The organism is Paraburkholderia tagetis (genome assembly GCF_022213065.1).
GTDB lineage: Bacteria > Pseudomonadota > Gammaproteobacteria > Burkholderiales > Burkholderiaceae > Paraburkholderia > Paraburkholderia tagetis.
Window position 1 is genome coordinate 1 of record NZ_JAKLJA010000077.1, and the last position, 19,359, is coordinate 19,359.

A 19,359-nucleotide genomic window follows, 5' to 3' on the forward strand; every position below is an offset into this window, starting at 1 on the left:
GAATAGCACCGGAACCCATTTCTTCGCAAAATTCATCACAGAAAGGCAGGACCCCGAGACATTCGAGATGTTCCGACTGGGAACCTAGCCGAAAATGGGCTCGAATTCGGCACTCACGAGATCACGTGGCGCAACCGGGAATCACGTGGACCGAGCATCTCGTCAATCGCAAACTGGCCAGCGATCTCAGCGATGAGCCAGGCCCACCGGCGCGAGAACGGCCCATTGCGTACCGGTACGCGCGCACCAGTCGGGGAAAGCTGTTTTGGCGATACCGCGCACTCGACGCGAAACGACGCGTCGAACATGTCGGCCGACGTGCGGACGAGGTCGACATGGATTTCGCAACCGCGGTATTGAATCGTCCGTTGCATGGTCACCTCCGGATAGTACGATTGGGTTTAGCCGGGTAAATAGCGCTCGCAAGACCGGAGTAACCCTTCAGCGTGCTTGAGACCTCGATCGATCGCTTCCCTTCGGTCCGGGTATCCCTCCTTTTCAACCGAGCGGAAATGATGCGCGCCCGAAAATGTCCGCTTGCCACCACCCGGGACAATTTCACCCCAGAATCCGAACATCTCGGATTCGCCTGGAGGACGTCCGAAGCCGCGGTTGATGACGAATACGTCGACGTAGACGTCGAAGAGACCCATCGAGAAACAGTTCATGACCGACTCCGTTCAGTATGCGACCTCGCCCCGGCGGTCTTGAGCGACTCAGCCGATTGCGGACAATTGCGGACGCGGTCGTCAGGTTGATTCCGTGGTGCCGGGTGCTCCGGCGGTCGAGCGCAGCGCCGTGTTAGCCGCGATCAGCAGCCCCGCATCGTGTGCGTGTAGAACCATGTCGACTGCGTTGAAAGCATGTAACAGATCTTTCTGACCGGACTTCGTTATCCTGCCGGCCTCCGAGATCGTCTCGGCCTCCTTTCTGAGCCGTCTGACGAGCTTGGTGGCGCAGCGGCTATCGAGGGCCCCTTCGTGGACGAATCCGCAGATCTGTATTGTCAGTGCCACCAGTGTCGCTTCGGCTGTGTTGTTGTTCGCGTGATGGACGTTGTCCCTGTGATGTTGCCTGGCCATAAAAACCTCCATGTGAGATCCGCTTTCGTTCGGGACAGGCATGAACCGGTCGCGCAATGTATTGTTGAAGGGACAGGTAACCCGATTCGGGTAGAAGCCGGAGGCTCAAAGCCCGTCGGGCAGCCTCGGTGAGGGTGAACTTCTGAAGTGCGGACCGATTGGAATGCACCCGTTCGACAGGGATAGAATAAGGTGGATCTGAGCGGCAGTCGGTACGGCATCGGACGGTGCGGTTATCTTGTGACGCCGCTGCCGTCGCGCCTCAGCATCACCCATGGATGCGCCCCCTATAAGTTGAGATCCAGCTGGCGGGGCATGCGCATCGAGGCGGCACGCCAATGGGCGGCTTGGCATTTTTTTCCGAAACCTGGAGTGATCACGCGATACGCCCTTCGGGGTCGCGGGTTCTGGTACGGATACCCTGGAGCAGGACATGACGGACAAACAGCGGTTGAGCGGGAATCACTTGCTCTCGGTCCTGCCTGCGGTCGAGTGGGAACGCCTCTCGCCGCATCTGGTGCAGGTGGACATGCCGCTGGGGCAGGTTGTCTACGAATCGGGTGACCGCCTCGCCCACGTCTATTTCCCGACGACTTCTATCATCTCCCTGCTCTACGTGATGGAAGACGGCGCATCGGGGGAAATTGCCATCGTGGGCAACGAAGGGATTGTCGGCGTCGCCATTTTCATGGGAGGCGAAACGACGCCCAGCCGCGCGGTCGTCCAGAGCGCGGGCAAGGCGTACCGTCTCGACACCCGCCTGCTCAAGGAGGAGTTTTGTCGGGGTGGTCCGATGCAGCGGCTGCTCCTGCGATATACCCAGGCGCTTATCACGCAAATGGCACAGACCGCCGTGTGCAACCGCCATCATTCGATCGATCAACAGTTGTGCCGCTGGCTGCTGCTGAGCCTCGACCGCCTTCCGTCCAACGAACTGAAAATGACCCAGGAGCTGATCGCCAACATGCTGGGCGTACGCAGACCGGGCGTCACCGAAGCGGCGATGAAGCTGCAGGAAGCTGGATTGATCCGCTATAGCTACGGCCACATCGAGGTACTGGATCGGTCCGGGCTCGAGAAGCGCGTCTGCGAGTGTTACGGCGTGGTGAAGCGCGAATTCGACCGCCTGCTACCCGACCTGAAAGCGCTGTGAGGGCCGGGAGCGCCGCTTGCTCGAATAGCTCCCATCACTGCTTGTCCGTGTAACCGGGCATCGTCGGTACGTTAACGTACCGAGAACGCTCTCAAGAACCCGCATTGTAGAAAGACGTATTCGTGCACCAAATGGCGCGCGAGGGGGCCAGGATTCCATGGCGCAACAGAGGAGATCCAGAGCCGTACCTTGCATGACACGAATCCTCATGCTGTCGTGCTGCCGAATCGCGCCAGACGGCTCCGCCCAGGGCGGAAAGAAGGTCATTTGTTCAACGATTTACTAAAATTTCTCTCCAGCGGCTTGCTTGCGCTTTCGTGGTGGCAGATTCTCCTCGCCCTGCTCGTGATGACGCACATTACGATCGTCGACGTGACGCTGTATCTTCATCGTTGCCTCGCGCATCGCGCACTCGATCTGCATCCGGCCGTTCGCCATTTTTTCCGCTTCTGGCTGTGGATGACGACGGGCATATCGGGCAACGAGTGGGCAGCGGTGCACCGCAAGCATCACGCGAAGTGCGAAACGGCCGATGATCCGCATAGTCCGCAAATGCTGGGTATTTGCAAAGTCGTCTTTGAGGGATCGGAGCTGTACACCGCGCAAGCCAGGAACGAAGAGACCTTGCGCAAGTTCGGCTATGGCATGCCGAAGGACTGGCTCGATAGACACGTCTATACGAGGTACCGGAACCTGGGCGTGAGCTTGCTGATGGTGATCGACGTCGCGCTGTTCGGCGTGGCCGGCGTGTCGGTCTGGGCGGTCCAGATGATGTGGATTCCGTTCTGGGCGGGCGGCGTCGTCAACGGCTTCGGCCATTTTCGGGGCTACCGCAACTTCGATACCGACGACGCGAGCACGAACGTGATTCCGTTCGGCATTGTGATCGGCGGCGAGGAACTGCACAACAACCACCATGCGTATCCCACGTCCGCGAAGCTGTCGAACAAATGGTACGAACTCGATGTGGGCTGGATGTATATCCGGGCCCTGGCAGCGCTGAGGCTTGCGTCAATCAGGAAGGTGGCGCAGGCGCCGTACCTGATCGAAGGCAAGAGGACGGTCGATGACGCTACGCTGCGAGCGGTACTTTTCCATCGTCATGAGGTCATGGCTTCCTATGTGAAGTCAGCCGAAATCGGATGCGAGCAGGAGTTGGCGAGGGCGGGGCACCTCAGTGGTCGCGAGAAGCTTCGTCTTCGGCGCGGCGTGCGCCAGCGGCTCCGGCTGCAGGCGCAGGCGAGCCGCGGCAAACCGGGTCGGGTGCTGCCGTTTGCCGACGCGTGGGACCGCAACTCGACGCTGCGCACCTGCGTCGAACTGCGCCAGGAACTGTCGGCTATCTGGGAACGCTCCAGCGCGTCGCAGGAACAGTTGCTCAGGCAGTTGCAGGCGTGGTGCCAAACGGCGGAGCAGAGCGGCATTCAGGCACTCGAAGAATTCTCGCTGCGCCTGCGCCAGTACGCGCAGTAGCGGTCACACGATTGTCTTTTCCGCGTCGAGCTGCCGGAATTGTCCAATGCCGTACAGAGGCGCGTGCCGATTTACGGAATGATTGACGCATTGCAGATGCATCGGATGCCATGAATTGTTGATCGATGCCGGAACTCAATCAGGGTCGGCAGTCCGTCCTGAAAGACGGAAACGGGAAGGCCGGCGAAGCGTCGGCTTTTTCATGAAGAGTGTATGACGAATGCGCTGAAGCACGACGGCATGCAATGGCAGGGATCGTGGCTTCGAGTGCGTCGGTCTCCGTCGCGGTCTATCTTCGAGCGCGCATGCCGCGCACTTATCCGTAGCGTTGCGTCAACGGGCCAGACGGCGCGGGATCGGGCGACGGGCACCCGCGTGTTCCTGCGCCGCCTACAATTGGGTCATGGGTCGGGCGATCCATGAGGAGGCTTCCATGTCTCAGTCGATGATTGGTTTTGTTGTTGGTCTGGTGGTCCTCGCGATCGTCGCGTTCGCACTGATACGCCGGTATATGGTTGACCATCCGGACGAAAGTGTGATCCAGTGGATGGACTCACATCACATGCGGTGGATGCATCGCAAGCACTAGCCGGTTCTTGCTGCAAAAGCGAAAACGGCGCGTGCGGTGGGCAGCCCGCTAATGGCGCCCGCCGAGGGGAGATCGCCATGAACAGGCCGTACATCACAGTCGAAACGATCCTCGAACTGTTTCGCTCAACCGCCGATGAACCTCCCGGCGCGTCCGCACCCGCTGGTTCCATGCTGTGGCTGGCCGATTTCCTCGCTCGTGAGCATGCAACGATGAATGCCGGCGACTGGGACGCTCTTGTTCGCGTTGGCGCCCAGCTTTGGCGAGCCCAGGCAGTACCCGAGATGTAGGATGGGGCGCCGAGAATGGGATGAGAGGACCAGGAAGCGAAACCCCGCGTGAGCGGGGTTTCAGAGTGCTTCGATTAGTGGTGGCAGCGTGTTTCCCAGTGGTGATGTACCTTCACCTTTTGGCATCGATGATGGTTATCCGCAAATGCGGAAGACATCGAACCCATCGCGACGGCGGCGATCACCAGGGAAAATAGGTTTTTTTTATGTCGTATCTCGGTTGACTTGTTGGACATTCGTCACTGCTTGGCGTTGCGCCGCACGCTAGATTACAAGAAAAAGCTCCGAAAGGTTAGGCCCGGGCCTGGTGCCCGCCACACCTCGATCTGAGGCAGCGGGCTCTGCGGGTTGGGTCAGCGAGAAAACGGGCACTCACGCAGTCATCCCGGCGCGTTCAGGGCGTTGGAATGGCAGGTCTTCCCGTGTGCGCCACGCCACTACCGGCTATGCCGCGCATTTTCGGGAAATGGTTCCCTGCGCCGACGACAGAGAGGGCGAATCGCGTCGAGGTACTGGACAGGCCCGGGCTCGAAAAGCGCGTCTGTGAGCGTTACAGCACGGTGAAGTGTGATTCGACCGGTTGCTGCCCGATCTGAAGGCGCTGTGATGAGCGCTGCGCGAATGGTGCCCCTCGCCGGCGCGGCAATCCGGCGACAGACCTCATCATTCACGAGATTGTGTACTTGTTCTGAGGGCCGCCTTTATAGAGGGTTCGGGCGAGCTCCAGAATCTGGTCGCGGTAGCGGTCGAAAGTTGCGAGCAACGAGGACTCGTCAGAAACGATATCGGGGTTCAGCTTCGCCAGCATCGCATCGTCGACCAGAAAGACAATCTCGCGAGCTTTGTCGTAGCCCCAAAAGCACACGGAGCGCCTGGAAGCGTCGTAGATTCGACTGGGATTGGGAAAGTTGAGCACCACGCTGCCTTTTTCGATCTACTCACCGGGACGGATATATCGCCACTTGCTCGCGTTCACATTGATGCGGGCGTCCATCTCGAGCCGCTTCTGGGCGCGTTCGCCTTCTGCTTTCTCCCGTGAGGAAACGCGGGCCCTTTCCTGGATAACGTAGTCGCTCTGGCTCACGGGCGAGGTCGAGTGCAGTCTGATTGATTTTGGCATAGCGGCTCCAATAGAAAACGACATAATTTCCGCGCAGACGCAGCGACGGACTGTCGTCGGCAGTGCCTGAAATGAGCGGCGTGATCGAGAGTTTGCGAGCGTGTCGCGGATACAGCCTCTCCTGCGCCCCGAGTAGCGGGGCGAGCATGACGGCGCTCGCCTGGACCTGTGCTCGTTCAGATCACGGAACACTGCTGAGTCGATTAGCTCATTGCAATCGGCACAACTCAGACATTGTTTGGAGAACTGTCGCGAGCGCGTGAAACGCACAAAACGCAAACGAAGCCCCCCCGGACTGACTGCCGCACGAAAGTTGTCGCCGCGATATTCGATGGCGGGATGGTTGTGGTGTACTTTCTGGGGAATCCTGACGATTGAAGCAATCTCAGGGCGTCGATGTCGAACTGGCAGCGGCAGCACATTGCACGTAAGAAGGATGCGCCTTTTATCCACGCGATGCAAGTGAGATCGCGAAAACGCTGTTTCAGTTGCATCTCGCCATGCTCCTTGATGGGAGGCGTTCGTGTTCCGGCTACGGTGGCTATAGGCGTGATCGTGACGAAGCAGGAAGGAGTTGAACCGGCGCCGCACCCAGCGGAGACGCGGGCTCAAGGAAGGCGTTTTGTTGCGCATTCAATGTCATCGGGCAAGCCGAGTAGCCGGGTCATCCGTAGCGCCCCTGATAGTCCGATAGCGTACAGACGTGCTTCCCGAATGGTTGAACGATGGAACCGTGTTACGCGCATCGAATGCGTGAAACCGGCCTTGGCGTTTGAGGTGTTCTATCGCCGAAGTCGTTGGGCAAAAGGAACATGAAATGAGGACGAACCGTGTGAACGCAGACGTGCTGGCAGAAAGCAGAAGGCTGGCGTTCGACGTTAGCAACGCAGCGGACGACGGCATGCGCAATGCGCCGGAAGACGGAGCTTTGCGTGAGGTGGCTGGCCAGCAACGCAGCGATACGCGGGATCGGAAGCAAAGGAAGGATCCGGGTAAGTTTGGGGCCGTGACGAACATGACGAATTCATGAGCGGCGTCTGATCAGCATCACTCACGAGGAGTTCGCAAAGATGACGCAATGCTATGCGGGAAGGTCACACGATGACGCAGTGGCCGCACGCGCGGGACAGCGGAAGGCAGCGCAGGAGCAGGCTGGCGGCGACATGGCGGTAGCCGGAACTGAAGCGGACGCGCAACACAGTTGCGGCGAACTGACGGCGCTCGGCAAGGCAGTCTGGCGCCAGGGAAGCGGCATCGACGGTGGCGGCATGGTGCTTGTGCCGGTGCGCCGCCGGCGTTGACGCGACGGTCTTCCGCGCAGAAGTACTTCGCCGTGTCGCTCGGCGATTCGGCAAACGAATTAACCATGCTCCAGAAGGGGCGACCGCTCCCGTGCTTGACTACCTTGTAGCCCTCGCAAGCCTGCGCAGAGCCAGCGACAGATCTGCTGCGAAATCGAGTGATGCCGGTTGCAGACGGCCGTCTGCGCCATCTGGGTGATGAGCGCTTGCGTGTAGCGAAGGAAAAGAAAAGGCGCCATTGTTACCAACCATGGCGATTCCTGCCGATGCGCCGTTTTCCATGCGCCGGCCAGCGGGCGTGCCAGACACTTACTTGTAACGTCGCCTGTACCTGTCCGGCGAGTCGGCATCCGGATCGCCGGTCAGGCGGCGGGGCGGTTATTCAGCTTCCGACCAATATCCTTCGCGGTTGTAGAACTCGTGTAGCGCCACCTCGTAGCTTCGATGAACGGGTACCGAGTCGTCGTAGGTCGGGCTACGCTGGATCGTATCGCGCGTGAGCGAAGTCGACACGGTTGCAGCGAACCAGTCGACGAGTTCGATCCAGCGCGTGGCAATCAGGACTTCCTTTCCGCCGGGCCACCAGTTGCGCGTATCGACCAACAGGTAGCGCAGTGCCCACGCCCGATCGTCGAAGATGAAACCCGACACATGGCCGATGGTTCCGTCTATCGTCTCGATGTGGTAGCCCCTGACTTCGTCGGTGCTGCGTAAATGCACGTCCGGCAATGCCCGGTTGGTGTGCAGGGTGGGGCGTGCCGGGGCGGGCGCCGTGAGCTCCGGCGCAACGGTATCGAACGCGGGCCAGGCGCCCATGCCCCACAGATTCGGCCCGCCCCAATAGGTCGGATAGCTGTAGTAGTGCAGGTACTCGATTTCGTGTTGCCGCGATACCGGCTTGTGCGTGTCGAGCGTCGGACTGTCACGTACCTGCTGTCGCGTGAGATTCACATGAACCGTGTTCGATGACCAATCCACGTGCTTGAGCGAGTATGGAGAAATGAGCACCTGCCTGTCATGGAGCCAGTCTCCGGTGTCGACCACCAGGTAACGAATGCCCCACGCCTCGTCGTCGAAATAAACCTGATTGATGCTGCCAATGTCGCCGTCCGAGGCACGTACGGTGCATCTGTGCAGATCCTTTATGCTTCGCAACATGACGCCTCCATGATGTCGAAGCCGGCACCTCGGTGGCATTCGACGCACCGGCCGCGAGGGTCGAGCACGAGGGCGAAGCCCGGCAAGCCCCACATCAATGTTCGTCTGGGCATGATCCTCTCCTCGGTATGGGACGATGCCTCTGACGCTACGCGCGATTGAATGCCGATGCGGTACGACACCGTACAAATTCGTTCTCCGATGTGGTGCGTCACGTGCTGGAACTTTCGCGCGACACGTCTTGATGTCGGACGCACGAAAGTCCTGCACCGTACAGACGCGCATCGGCATCGACCGCAAGATACGCATTCACACGAGAAGCTTCTTTCGGGTCAGCGCGGAGACGACTGTGCACTATCCCCTGTATGTTCAACGACGTGACGGGCAAGGCTATCGCGGCGTGTTCGCGGATTTTCCATGGGTCGAAGTGGAAGGGCGCACGTTTGACGATCTGGCGGTAAACGCCGAGCGTCTCGTGCAACGCATGTATCACCGCAGCGAGCACATCCTTCCCGCTCCGACCAACGACATGTCGGCGCTGCAGGCGCTCGATATGGACGATGGAGAAGGCCTGTGGATGTTCGTCGATATCGATTTGACGAACGTTCAGTCGCATTCCGTGTTCGTACAGATTTCCCTTCGCAGGAGCGTGCTGCAGGAGATCGACCTTGCTGCGCAACGGCGCCATATCGGCAGGTCGGCTTACATCGCACTTGCCTGTTTTCATGAACTGGCGCACGCGGGCGATGCAGGAGCGCTTCGGCGCTTTTAAAGAACTCGCGCGTCTGGCCCAGCGAAGGCGTAGCCAGGGCGTATTGTTTATCTATCGTCTTTACCGGTAGAGGGGGCTGTGAAAGAAACGTTCGCGCGATGATGGCGGACACTTCTGATAAAAACCTTTCAGATCCTGGGGAGTTTTTTCCGCAACTCGACGCAGATAAGGGGCGCTTCGCCGGTATCGCAGCCTGGTTGATTCTTGCCACGCCACTGATTTAAGGTGGATCGCGAGCTGCAAGGCTGCCCTCGACGGCTTTGTCGATGTTGCGTTCGCTCTTGCCGTCGTTGTAGGTCGGCTGCCACCCGGGATGGCGGGTCCGAACGATTTCTGCGGCGGGTAGATTCCCGCCGCAGTGGGTGGCCCGGGTCGACCTTGCTGGAATAGGTGTCTATGACGAGATCGTGATCCGTCAGGACTTGTCGATAGCTTCCTTTGCGTCGCCCAGGCTCTTTCTCGCCTGGCCGGCCGCTTGCTGGATATCGCCCTTGACTTCCTGTTTCGTGTTGCCCGTGACCCGGCCAATGGTTTCATTCGCCTTGCCCTTTACCTTCTCTGCAGTTCCCTTGACTTGATCCTTGTTCATGGTGAATCTCCAATGGCAATGGATGCTCGAGAGAGCAATCCGGCACGACACGACGAGGCGAGTTTGTCCTCTATCTCCTAGTCGCGGTGTTCCTGGTAGTCGCCCCCGCCATGGTGGTCGTTGTCATCCCGGACAGGAAAGAAGCATGCGCTCAGGCTGGTAATCAGTGACAGCAGGATCAGTGCCCATATCAGTGCTCGACTTTTCATGTCCGTTCCTTTCTGTACGATTCGCGCAGGCATCCGCGCTATCCCACCTTGTTGGACCGTACTCAGTACGGCACCGTACCGGTTCGAAGCGCTCACCTGGCGTTACCTGCTCACTCAATATGAGCTTGCCCGCAAAAAATGGATCCCTTGCTGAGTGTGTAAAACTCACGCAAGGAGGAAGGAACGATGGGTAATCGGAGAGCCCGATATACGCAGGAATTCATGATAGAAGCCGTGCGCATGGTCCGCGGCGGCCAGAGCATGGCGGCAGTGGCAAAGATACTGGGGATCAGCCCGAAGACGCTGCACAACTGGGTTAAGGCCGACGCCGCTGGCAAACTGAACGGCGCAGGCAAACAGACCTCCCCCGAACAGATGGAGATTGCCCGGCTGCGCGCGGAGCTCGCACGCGTGAAGATGGAGCGCGACATATTGGAAAAAGCCACGGCGTACTTCGCAAAGGTGTCGGATTGAAGTACGCCTGGATTGAGCTTCACAGCCGACAATGGCCGGTTTCCCTGACCTGTCAGGTGCTGGGTGTCAGCCCCAGCGGTTACCACGCGCGCAAGGCCCGGGACGTCGATACGGAGCGTCCGCGCCGACGTATCAGCAACGACGCCCTGCTGGTCCACATCAAGGCCGTGCACGCCGAATCCAAAGGCGAGTACGGCTGGCCTCGCGTGTGGAAGAAGCTGCTTGCCCAGGGCATTCGCGTGAGCAAGGATCGCGTCCAGCGGCTCATGAAGCTGCACGGCGTCAAGGCGAAGACCAAACGCCGCTTCAAGGCCACGACCGATAGCAGGCACAACCTGCCGGTCGCGCCGAACCTGCTGCAACGCGACTTCTCGCCCGCTCGCCCCGATCAGGCGTGGAGTACGGACATCACGTACCTCTGGACTGACGAGGGCTGGCTGTACCTGACGGTCATTCTCGACCTGTTCAGCCGTCAGGTAGTGGGCTGGTCGATGCAGCCGCACATGCGCACGGAGCTGGTGTCTGACGCGTTGCGTATGGCGTGGTTCCGCCGCCGGCCGGAAGCGGGCCTGATCGTCCACAGTGATCGTGGCAGCCAGTATTGCAGTCATGACTTCCAGGACCTGCTCAAGGGCTACGGCATGCACAGCTCGATGAGCCGCAAAGGCAATTGCTGGGACAACGCGCCGACCGAGAGCCTGTGGGGATCGCTCAAGCGAGCCCGCATCCTTGGCCAGCGCTTTGCAACGCGTCGCGAAGCGATGGACGAGGTAATCAACTGGTTGAACTTCTACAATCATTCGCGCCTGCACTCGACGTTGGGCTACGTCAGCCCGATGCAATTCGAGCAGGACTGGTACGCCGCCCAGAACCAACGGGTGGCATAATCCCCGCTCAGTTAAGGGATCCGAAATTCGCGGGCAACGTCAATATACGCATATCGCAACCGGCGCTGCGCTCGAGTCTTGCGAGCCACCGAGGCCGCGTTGCCGGCGCGTGGGTGTAGCGCCATGCAATTCAACGCCTGGGCCCTCTCATACCTTCGGTCTCCATGGCCGCATTGCGCTCCTCGCTGGCCTCGATGGGTTCCATGGCTTCATCGATGGACGCTGCCGCGCGCTCCGTGGCTGCCTTCGTTTCGTCGACGGTGGCGCCAGATTCGCCGTCTTCGTTGCGCGGGGGGGTAAGCATATCTGCAAGCATGGCATCAAGCTCCGGGGTGTCCCACGGGGCGCCTTGCCTGGTTTTACTTTTTATGTAATGCCTGATTTCTGCGTCTTGATCTGGAGTCAGGGGAAGAGCGCGAAAAGTGCTTTGGGGATTGGCGTCGGTCATGGTAGTGCTCTCTGAGTTGGTGCTATTTCGCGTGTAGACCCTTTTCAGCCAGAAGACGTCAACATCCGATCCGTGAATCAATTGGCGTTTCACGCATCAATATTACATCGCAGTCCGATATAAACGACCTGATGAATAGTGCTCCGGGTCGCGAAGCGGCGCGGTTTCGGCATCGGGTTCGTCCCGCCGCTTACCGGCATTGGCATTGCGCAAGATATTCAGGCACAGAATCACGGTGCGCGCGAGTTCGAATGAAGTCGGTACGGTACCGTACTGCGTTTCAGGACAAAGCCGTGTTGAGCTTACCGCCGGGTGTTGCGCATGGATTCGGCAGACGATGCCGGATCGTCGCGCGACCAGTACCCCGCCTTGCCATAGTATTCATGGAGCCCAATTTCATAGCTGCGAGGAATGGGCGTCTTCCCGTTGTATGCCGGGCTGTGCCGGATGGCCTCGCGGGTCAGCGTGGTGGATACGGTGGACGCGAACCAGTCGACCAGCGCGATCCACTGTGTGGCCACCAGCACTTCCTTGCCGCCGGGCCACCAGTTGTGTGTATCGACGCACAGGTAGCGAATGACCCACGCTTCATCAGCGTAGATAAAGTCGCAGACGTGGCCGACGTTGCCGTCGACTGTCTCGATGTGATAGCCCTTCACCTCATCCGTGCTGCGCAGATGGAGGTCGGCTGGCGGATCGACGTGTGGCTGACCGGTGCGCGCGGATGGCTCTGGCGCGAGGCCTGTTGCGGCATCGTTCGCGTTGAAGGCCGGCAAGGCGTCCATACCCCAGAGGTTCAGGCCGCCCCAATAGTTCGGATAGCTGTAGTGGCGCAGATACTCGATTTCATACTGGCGTGACACTGGCTTGTGCGTGTCGATGTTCGGGCTGTCCCGCACCTGCTGCCGCGTGAGGTTCACAGGGATGATGTTCAATTCAGCGTCGGCGCGCTTGATCGAATACGGAGAAATCAGAACCGGGCGATTGCTGAGCCAGTTGCCTGTTTCGACCACCAGATAGCGCACGCCCCACGCTTCGTCGTCGAAGTAAGCCTGTTCGACCGTGCCGATGTCGCCGTCGAGTGCGCCAACCGTGTAGCCGTGCAGGTCCTTGATGCTGCGTAACATGACTTCTCCTCGCAATTCGAAGAGGGGCAGGGATGCACGCCATGCCCCATGCGGCCGGCGGTTACAGCGACTTGAGCCGATTGACCTTGGTGCCGTCAAGCGAGGCACCGGCCATCAATCCGCTGTTGGTCAGCACGAATGCATCCACCTGTCCCGTTGCGGTGCTGGTATCGATAGCGCCGTTCGCGCCGATTTTCAGTACCGCGACCGACGCGTCGCCGCCTGCCGACCATCCGTCGGAACTGCGGAACCGGGCGAGTGAGTCCTCGGTCATGAACAGAAAGACGATTGCACGCGATTGCGCGCCGATCTGCCAGCCGATCGATCCGTTTGTCGTGCTGTAATAGCCGACGGTGCGCCCGTGCACGCGCAGCGAGCCTTCGCCGTACTCCGCGCCGACAATGAAGCCGGCATCGATGACCGACGGGAAAATCAGCACGCCGCGCGCCTTTTCAACGAGTTCCCGTGAGCCGTTTGCCGCGCCATAGAGGCGCGAGAGGGTGGAGTCGACGCCCGCGTCGATGCCATGGCGCTTGGCGGCCTGGTCACTGCTGACGTCGGACGCGCTGGTAGTGGTGCAGCCGGAGAGCGCCAGCCCGAGTGCGAGGATCGACCCGGGCGTGCTCCATATGAATGTTCGTCTTTGCACGATCCTCTTCTGGTGGATTGACGACGTGTTCGACACTACGCCGTCGTAACGGACGACGCGGTACGACAGCGTACAAACTGCGCAGTTCCGGATCCGTTTCTGCGAACCGGGGCCCGTTCCGGGGCCCTTTCGTTGCGGGCGGCGATGACGGTCTCGCACCGTACAGACACGTGGTCGCACAGGCCGGAAGATAACGGTTGGGCACCGATGCCGAACACGCAATACTAAAGGATTCCTATGCAATATCCTTTGTACGTTGGTCTAGCTAACGCCAGGCGATACGGTGCAAGCGCCTTACAGGGCTCTGCTAAAAAGGGATAGTGCGATGATTCGGTTCTCACACGGCTTGCGGCGCCGCACGGCGCCGTCTCCATGGCACAGCACCACGCCGGTGCGCGAGCAACTGTTCGGCGAAGAGCGGCTCGCGCAGCATGCGCGCAGCCTCGCCGGCGCACAACCGATCTCGGAGAAAGCGTCTGCCGGCCCCTCGCTTGCCGCGAGGCTCAGGGACAACGCGAGCCATCTGTTGCGAGCCTACGAAGCGACGGTGGTGGCGGCGGAGAGCGACGAAACGATCACGCCGGCGGCGGAGTGGCTGCTCGACAACTATCATCTGGTCGAAGAGCAGGTTCGGCAGATCCGCGACGACCTGTCACCCAGTTACTATCGGCAACTGCCCAAGCTGAGCGCCGGCCCGTTTGCCGGCTATCCGCGCGTATTCGGTCTCGCGTGGGCATTCGTCGCTCATACCGACAGCCGCTTCGATCCCGATCTGTTGTGCCGGTTCGTGCTGGCTTACCAGAGCGTACAGCCGCTGACGATCGGCGAATTGTGGGCCGTGGCAATCACGTTGCGCATCGTGCTGATCGAGAACCTGCGGCGCCTCGCGGACGAGATTACCGATGGGCGCATCGCGCGGCTCGACGCCGACGCAATGGCCGATCGTCTGCTCGGCGCGGGCGGACACGCGCCCGAAGCCGTCGAGGTGCTCGTGGCGCGCTACGCACGCTCGGCGCTGTGCGACACCTTCGCGGTGCAGCTTATCCAGCGGCTGCACGATCAGGACCCCGACACGACGCCGGCGGTAACGTGGCTGCGCGCGCATCTTGCCTCCCAGCACACTACGGCGGAGCGGATCGTGAGCGCGGTGCATCAGCAGCAGGGCGCGGCCAGCCTGACGGTGCGCAATGTGATCACGAGCCTGCGTCTGATCTCCGATGTGGACTGGAGCGATCTGTTCGAGCGCATCAGTCCCGTCGACGAGATCCTGCGCACCTGTCCCGGCTTCGTCGACATGGACTTTCCGACGCGCAACCTGTACCGCGGCGCAATCGAAACGCTGGCGCGCGGTTCGTCGCTGAGCGAACCCGATATCGCGCGTCGTGCCGTCGGCGCCGCTCAGGCCGCTCAGGCCGCTCAGGCCGATGCGCCGGCCGCCGGCGCGCAGCAGGACCGTGCCGCCGATCCCGGCTATCACCTGCTGGCGGCGGGCCGCCGCGCGTTCGAGACGGCGATCGGCTATCGCCCGCCGGCGGCGGTATGGCTGCGCCGGTTCACGCGCCATGCCGGTCTCGGCGGTTACGTCGGCCGCATCGTGTTGTTCGCCGCGCTGCTGCTGGGCGGCATGCTGATGCTGCTCGCCGGTCTCGCTCCGTTCTCGCGCGGGTGGATATGGCTCGGTCTTGCCGGGTTGCTGCCTGCGCTCGACGTGGCGGTGGCGGTGGTCAACCGGGGTGTCATGCGCGAGGTCGGGGCGGTCGTGTTGCCGGGTCTCGCGCTGCGTGACGGAATTCCCGCGGCCTTGCGTACCGTGGTGGCCGTGCCGACGCTGCTGACCACCGAAGCCGAACTGGCCGCGCAGATCGAGCGGCTGGAGGTGCATCATCTCGCGAGCGGGGGCGGCGAACTTTATTACGCGCTGCTGTCCGACTGGACCGATTCCCCCGCCGCCGAAGCCGACGGCGACGACGCGTTGCTCGCGGCCGCCGCCGCGGGCATCGAGAAACTGAATCGGCGCTATCCCGCCACGCCGCTGGGGCCGCGTTTCCTGCTGCTGCATCGGCGGCGCACCTGGAATGCGGAAGAGGGCGTGTGGATGGGCTGGGAGCGCAAGCGGGGCAAACTGCACGAGTTGAACCGGCTGCTGCGCGGCGCGTCGGACACCTCGTTCGTCGCGCTCGACGCCCGCCTGCCTGCCGTGCCGCCGCAGGTCCGCTACGTGATCACGCTCGATGCGGACACCCGCTTGCCGCGCGATACGGTGCGCCGTCTGATCGGGAAAATGGCGCACCCGCTCAACCGGCCGGTTTTCGACCCGCGCAGCCAGCGCGTCGTCGAAGGTTACGGCGTATTGCAGCCGCGCGTGACGCCTTCGCTGTCCGTCGGTGCCGAAGGCTCGCTGTTTCAGCGCGTTTGGTCGAGCCAGAACGGGATCGATCCTTATGCGGCCGCCGTATCGGATGTCTACCAGGATCTTCTCGACGAAGGCTCGTACGCGGGCAAGGGCATCTACGATGTCGACGCCTTCGAGCTGGCTCTCGCCGGCCGGGTGCCGGAGAACACGATGCTCAGTCACGATCTGTTCGAAGGCGTTTTCGCGCGGGCAGGGCTTGCCTCGGATATCGAGGTGGTCGAAGCGTTTCCGGCCCGCTACGACGTTGCCGCCGCCCGTCAGCATCGCTGGGCGCGCGGCGACTGGCAATTGCTGCCCTGGCTGGCCTCGGTGCACCTGCGGCCCGACCTGGCACTGCGGGCCACGGCTCGCTGGAAAATGCTGGACAATCTGCGCCGCACGCTCACGGCCCCCGCAGCCTTTGTCGCGCTGCTGGCCGGCTGGACCTTGCCGCTGCCGGCCGCGCTGCTCTGGAGCGCTTTCGTGGTGGCGACGATCGGCTTGCCCGTGCTGCTGCCCGTACTGGGCGCACTCGTGCCGCGCTGGAGACGCTCGCAGGTGAAAATGACGGCACGCAGCCTGCTCTACGTCTGGCTGGCGGACCTGAGGCTCGCACTGGCCCGAACCGGCTTGTCGATCATCTTTCTGGCGCAGCAGGCGGCGTCGATGAGCGATGCCATTGCGCGCACAACGTTTCGCGTGATGGTCAGTCACCGGCATCGGCTCGAATGGACGACGGCGGCCGAAGCCGGTGCGCGCGAGCGCCCATCGCTTTACCAGACACTCGTGCGGATGCGCGGCGGCATCGCGCTTGCGCTACTTGGTGCGGCGGCCAGTGCGTGGGTGGCATGGCGATCCGGCAATCATGGCGCGTGGGCGGGGATTCCGTTCGTGCTCGGCTGGCTGGCGTCGCCTGCCGTCGCGCACCGGTCGAGCGTCGCGCCGCGAGCGGCGGGCGATCTCGCCGTCACGCCGGAGGACGCCCGCCAACTGCGCCTTCATGCGCGCCGCACGTGGCGCTATTTTGAGACCTTCGTCACGGCCGCCGACCAGATGCTGCCGCCGGACAATTTTCAGGAGGATCCGCGTCCCGTCGTCGCGCATCGCACCTCGCCGACGAATATCGGGCTTTATCTGCTCGCGACGGTCAGCGCGCGGGAGTTCGCCTGGCTCGGTACGCTCGACGCCGTCGACCGGCTGGAGACGACGTTGGGCGCCATGGGGCGCCTGCCGCGCTATCGTGGCCACTTCTACAACTGGTACGCCACGCAGGATCTTTGTCCGCTGGAGCCGAAGTACGTCTCGTCGGTCGACAGCGGCAACCTTGCCGGCCATCTGATCGCGCTCGCCAATGCCTGTCGCGCGTGGGCGGCCGAGCCCCCCGGCGTGGAGCCGTGCGCGCCCGAGGGTGTCGGCGACAGCCTCGCGCTGCTCTGCGCCGCCGTGAGCCAGAACGCCGGGACGCATCCACGCGGCGCCCTGCATGGCGAATTCGAGCAGGCGGCGGGCGCGTTGCGGGGTACGCTAAAGGGCGCGGTGCCAGGCCCTGGACCGGCCGGCACGGCCGCGTCCGCATGGCCTGCGATCCAGCTGTCGGCCGCAACGGTGGCCGACATCGCGCGCGCCCTGGTCGACGAAACCGGTGACGCCCTGGACGGCGCGGGCGACGATGTGCTGTTCTGGGCCGATGCACTCGAACAGTCGATTCACAGCCATTGCCGCGATAGCGCATGCGCGCCGGAATCGGCGACGCTGGGCGCGCGCCTGAACGCGCTCGCCGATACGGCGCTGCAAATGGCGAATGCGATGGAGTTCGGCTTCCTGCTGGACCCGGTGCGCAGTCTGCTGTCGATCGGTTACGCGGTTGCCGAGGGGCGGCTCGATCCGGGCAGCTACGATCTGCTGGCGTCCGAGGCGCGGCTGGCGAGTTTCGTGGCCATCGCCAAGGGTGACATTCCCGCGCGCCACTGGTTCCGGCTGGGCCGCGTCGCGACGCCGGTGGCGGGCGGTGCCGTGCTGGTCTCGTGGTCCGGGTCGATGTTCGAGTACCTGATGCCGTCGCTGGTGATGCGCGCGCCGGCCGACAGCCTGATCGCGCGCACCAGCGGCCTCGTCGTGCGCAAGCAGATCCGCTATGGAGCGGCGCTGGGCTTGCCGTGGGGCATCTCCGAATCGGCCTATAACGCGCGGGATCTCGAATTCACCTACCAGTATTCGAGTTTCGGCGTTCCTGATCTCGGTCTCAAGCGCGGTCTCGGCCACGACGCCGTGATCGCGCCGTATGCGACTGCTCTCGCAGCGATGGTCGCGCCCGGCGCAGCCGCGCGCAATTTCGAGTGTCTGGGCGCGGCGGGGGGCTGCGGCCGCTTCGGCTTCTACGAGGCGCTCGACTATACGCCCGCGCGCGTGCCCGAAGGCCAACAGGTCGCGGTGGTGCGCGCGTTCATGGCGCATCATCAGGGGATGTCGATCGTCTCGATCGCCAACGCGCTCCTCGGCGGGCGCATTCGTGCGTTCTTTCACGCGGAGCCGGCCATCCAGGCCACCGAACTGCTGTTGCAGGAGCGTATGCCGGGGCGGGTGGCGGCCGCGCATCTGCGGGTCGACGAGAAGCGCAGCGTCGGGCCGATACGCGGCGGCGGCCCGGATATCGTGCGGCGCCTGGTGTCGGCGGGCGATCCGTCGCCCGCGACCCATCTGCTCTCCAATGGCCGCTACACGGTGATGCTCACCTCGGCCGGCTCCGGCTACAGCCGCCGGGACGATCTGGCCGTCACCCGCTGGCGCGAGGATGCCACCTGCGACGACTGGGGGAGCTACCTGTATCTGCGCGACGTCGCGAGCGACGCATGGTGGTCGGCCGCATGGCAGCCGGCCGGTGTGGTGCCGGACAGCTACGAAGTGAATCTCACGGAGGACCGCGCGGAGTTCGTCCGGCGCGACGGCACGCTGACGACCTCGCTCGACGTCGTGGTGTCGCCCGAGGAGGACGCGGAAGTGCGGAGGGTGTCGGTGACCAATGGCGGCGCGCGCGAGCGCATCATCGAGTTCACGTCCTATGCGGAGATCGTGCTGGCCCCGCCGGCCACCGACGAGGCGCATCCGGCGTTCGCGAAGCTGTTCGTCGAGACCGAGTATCTGCCCGGGTCGGCGGCCATTCTGGCGACGCGGCGCCGCCGCGAGACGAACGAGCCCGAGGTCTGGGCCGCGCACCTGGCGGAAATCGCGGGCAATGCCGTCGGGGCCGCCGAAGTCGAAACCGACCGCGCCCGCTTTATCGGCCGGGGGCGCAGCGTGCACTCGCCCCGCGCCCTCGCGGGCGGGCGCACGCTCGGCAATTCAGCCGGCGTGGTGCTCGACGCCGCGTTCGTGCTGCGCCAGCGTTTGCGCATCAGGCCGGGCGAGACCGGTAGCGTCGCATTCTGGACCATCGTCGCCGATTCGCGCGGGCAGTTGCTGGATCTGGTCGACAAGCATCGCGACGGGGCGTCGTACGCGCGGGCGGCGATGCTTGCGTGGACCCAGGCTCAGGTGCAACTCCGTCATAACGGGGTGAGTCCCGACGAGGCGGCGCTGTTCCAGCGGATGGCCGGGTACATGCTGTACAACGATGCGTCGCTGCGGCCGGGTTCCGACGCGCTGCTGC

At 62.6% G+C, this 19,359-nt stretch carries 18 protein-coding genes and 2 pseudogenes; 10 read left to right on the forward strand and 10 right to left on the reverse strand.

Annotated features, from left to right (window positions below):
- Window positions 1-113: 113 nt before the first annotated feature.
- The 3 genes from L5014_RS37040 to L5014_RS37050 all read right to left on the reverse strand — a co-directional run bounded on the left by L5014_RS37040 (window position 114) and on the right by L5014_RS37050 (window position 1,082).
- Window positions 114-374 (reverse strand): hypothetical protein, encoded by a 261-nt coding sequence (locus tag L5014_RS37040; RefSeq protein WP_238468837.1) that lies wholly within the window; start codon window positions 372-374, stop codon window positions 114-116.
- Window positions 375-401: 27 nt separating this feature from the next.
- Window positions 402-668, reverse strand: coding sequence for a hypothetical protein (locus L5014_RS37045; RefSeq protein ID WP_238468838.1), 267 nt, complete (start codon window positions 666-668; stop codon window positions 402-404).
- 81 nt (window positions 669-749) lie between these two features.
- Entirely contained in the window at window positions 750-1,082 is a 333-nt protein-coding gene (locus tag L5014_RS37050; RefSeq protein WP_238468839.1) for a hypothetical protein, read from the reverse strand.
- A gap of 433 nt (window positions 1,083-1,515) precedes the next feature.
- Here L5014_RS37050 and L5014_RS37055 point away from each other — a divergent pair, with 433 nt between their 5' ends.
- From L5014_RS37055 to L5014_RS37075, 5 genes and pseudogenes are all read left to right on the forward strand, one after another.
- Entirely contained in the window at window positions 1,516-2,235 is a 720-nt protein-coding gene (locus L5014_RS37055; protein ID WP_238468840.1) for a Crp/Fnr family transcriptional regulator, read from the forward strand.
- A gap of 267 nt (window positions 2,236-2,502) precedes the next feature.
- Window positions 2,503-3,708, forward strand: a complete 1,206-nt coding sequence (locus L5014_RS37060; protein ID WP_238468841.1) for a DesA family fatty acid desaturase — start codon at window positions 2,503-2,505, stop codon at window positions 3,706-3,708.
- A 433-nt stretch (window positions 3,709-4,141) separates the two neighbouring features.
- The gene (locus L5014_RS37065) at window positions 4,142-4,297 is read left to right on the forward strand and encodes a hypothetical protein (protein ID WP_238468842.1); all 156 of its coding nucleotides are present in this window, start codon (window positions 4,142-4,144) and stop codon (window positions 4,295-4,297) included.
- 77 nt (window positions 4,298-4,374) lie between these two features.
- Entirely contained in the window at window positions 4,375-4,587 is a 213-nt protein-coding gene (locus tag L5014_RS37070) for a hypothetical protein (RefSeq protein ID WP_238468843.1), read from the forward strand.
- A 503-nt stretch (window positions 4,588-5,090) separates the two neighbouring features.
- Window positions 5,091-5,194: pseudogene (locus L5014_RS37075) on the forward strand (Crp/Fnr family transcriptional regulator); the annotation flags it as partial.
- 60 nt (window positions 5,195-5,254) lie between these two features.
- Here the strand turns inward: L5014_RS37075 and L5014_RS37080 are convergent.
- Complete coding sequence (locus L5014_RS37080; protein WP_234775439.1) at window positions 5,255-5,506, reverse strand: DUF1488 family protein; 252 nt, start codon at window positions 5,504-5,506, stop codon at window positions 5,255-5,257.
- 1,018 nt (window positions 5,507-6,524) lie between these two features.
- Here L5014_RS37080 and L5014_RS37085 point away from each other — a divergent pair.
- Together L5014_RS37085 and L5014_RS37090 are read left to right on the forward strand one after the other, a co-directional pair.
- Window positions 6,525-6,737, forward strand: a complete 213-nt coding sequence (locus L5014_RS37085) for a hypothetical protein (RefSeq protein ID WP_238468844.1) — start codon at window positions 6,525-6,527, stop codon at window positions 6,735-6,737.
- Window positions 6,738-6,777: 40 nt separating this feature from the next.
- A complete protein-coding gene (locus tag L5014_RS37090) occupies window positions 6,778-7,008 on the forward strand; it encodes a hypothetical protein (protein WP_238468845.1) in 231 nt (76 codons plus the stop codon).
- Between the two features lie 71 nt (window positions 7,009-7,079).
- On the opposite strand, the pseudogene L5014_RS39135 reads toward L5014_RS37090, so the two are convergent.
- Window positions 7,080-7,235 (reverse strand): annotated as a pseudogene (locus L5014_RS39135) (Crp/Fnr family transcriptional regulator); the annotation flags it as partial.
- A 151-nt stretch (window positions 7,236-7,386) separates the two neighbouring features.
- The gene (locus L5014_RS37100) at window positions 7,387-8,166 is read right to left on the reverse strand and encodes a PRC-barrel domain-containing protein (RefSeq protein ID WP_238468846.1); all 780 of its coding nucleotides are present in this window, start codon (window positions 8,164-8,166) and stop codon (window positions 7,387-7,389) included.
- Between the two features lie 349 nt (window positions 8,167-8,515).
- Between L5014_RS37100 and L5014_RS37105 the strand changes: the two genes are divergently transcribed.
- Window positions 8,516-8,938 carry a type II toxin-antitoxin system HicB family antitoxin gene (locus tag L5014_RS37105; protein WP_238468847.1) on the forward strand — a complete coding sequence of 141 codons (423 nt, stop codon included), beginning with the start codon at window positions 8,516-8,518 and terminating at the stop codon, window positions 8,936-8,938.
- 415 nt (window positions 8,939-9,353) lie between these two features.
- Here the strand turns inward: L5014_RS37105 and L5014_RS37110 are convergent, their stop codons facing one another.
- Complete coding sequence (locus tag L5014_RS37110; RefSeq protein ID WP_238468848.1) at window positions 9,354-9,527, reverse strand: CsbD family protein; 174 nt, start codon at window positions 9,525-9,527, stop codon at window positions 9,354-9,356.
- A 395-nt stretch (window positions 9,528-9,922) separates the two neighbouring features.
- Between L5014_RS37110 and L5014_RS37115 the strand changes: the two genes are divergently transcribed.
- Window positions 9,923-11,097, forward strand: a protein-coding gene (locus L5014_RS37115; protein WP_238468849.1) for an IS3 family transposase whose coding sequence is annotated in 2 segments (ribosomal slippage) — window positions 9,923-10,178 and window positions 10,178-11,097 — 1,176 coding nt in all. Because the reading frame shifts where the segments join, the coding sequence is not laid out codon by codon here.
- Between the two features lie 130 nt (window positions 11,098-11,227).
- Here the strand turns inward: L5014_RS37115 and L5014_RS37120 are convergent.
- The 3 genes from L5014_RS37120 to L5014_RS37130 all read right to left on the reverse strand — a co-directional run bounded on the left by L5014_RS37120 (window position 11,228) and on the right by L5014_RS37130 (window position 13,321).
- Window positions 11,228-11,545 carry a hypothetical protein gene (locus tag L5014_RS37120; protein ID WP_238468850.1) on the reverse strand — a complete coding sequence of 106 codons (318 nt, stop codon included), beginning with the start codon at window positions 11,543-11,545 and terminating at the stop codon, window positions 11,228-11,230.
- Window positions 11,546-11,847: 302 nt separating this feature from the next.
- Window positions 11,848-12,672 (reverse strand): PRC-barrel domain-containing protein, encoded by an 825-nt coding sequence (locus tag L5014_RS37125; RefSeq protein ID WP_238468851.1) that lies wholly within the window; start codon window positions 12,670-12,672, stop codon window positions 11,848-11,850.
- Window positions 12,673-12,733: 61 nt separating this feature from the next.
- Complete coding sequence (locus L5014_RS37130) at window positions 12,734-13,321, reverse strand: BPSL1445 family SYLF domain-containing lipoprotein (RefSeq protein WP_238468852.1); 588 nt, start codon at window positions 13,319-13,321, stop codon at window positions 12,734-12,736.
- A 325-nt stretch (window positions 13,322-13,646) separates the two neighbouring features.
- Here L5014_RS37130 and L5014_RS37135 point away from each other — a divergent pair.
- Window positions 13,647-19,359 (forward strand): glucoamylase family protein (locus L5014_RS37135; RefSeq protein ID WP_238468853.1); only part of this gene is annotated, 5,713 nt, incomplete at its 3' end.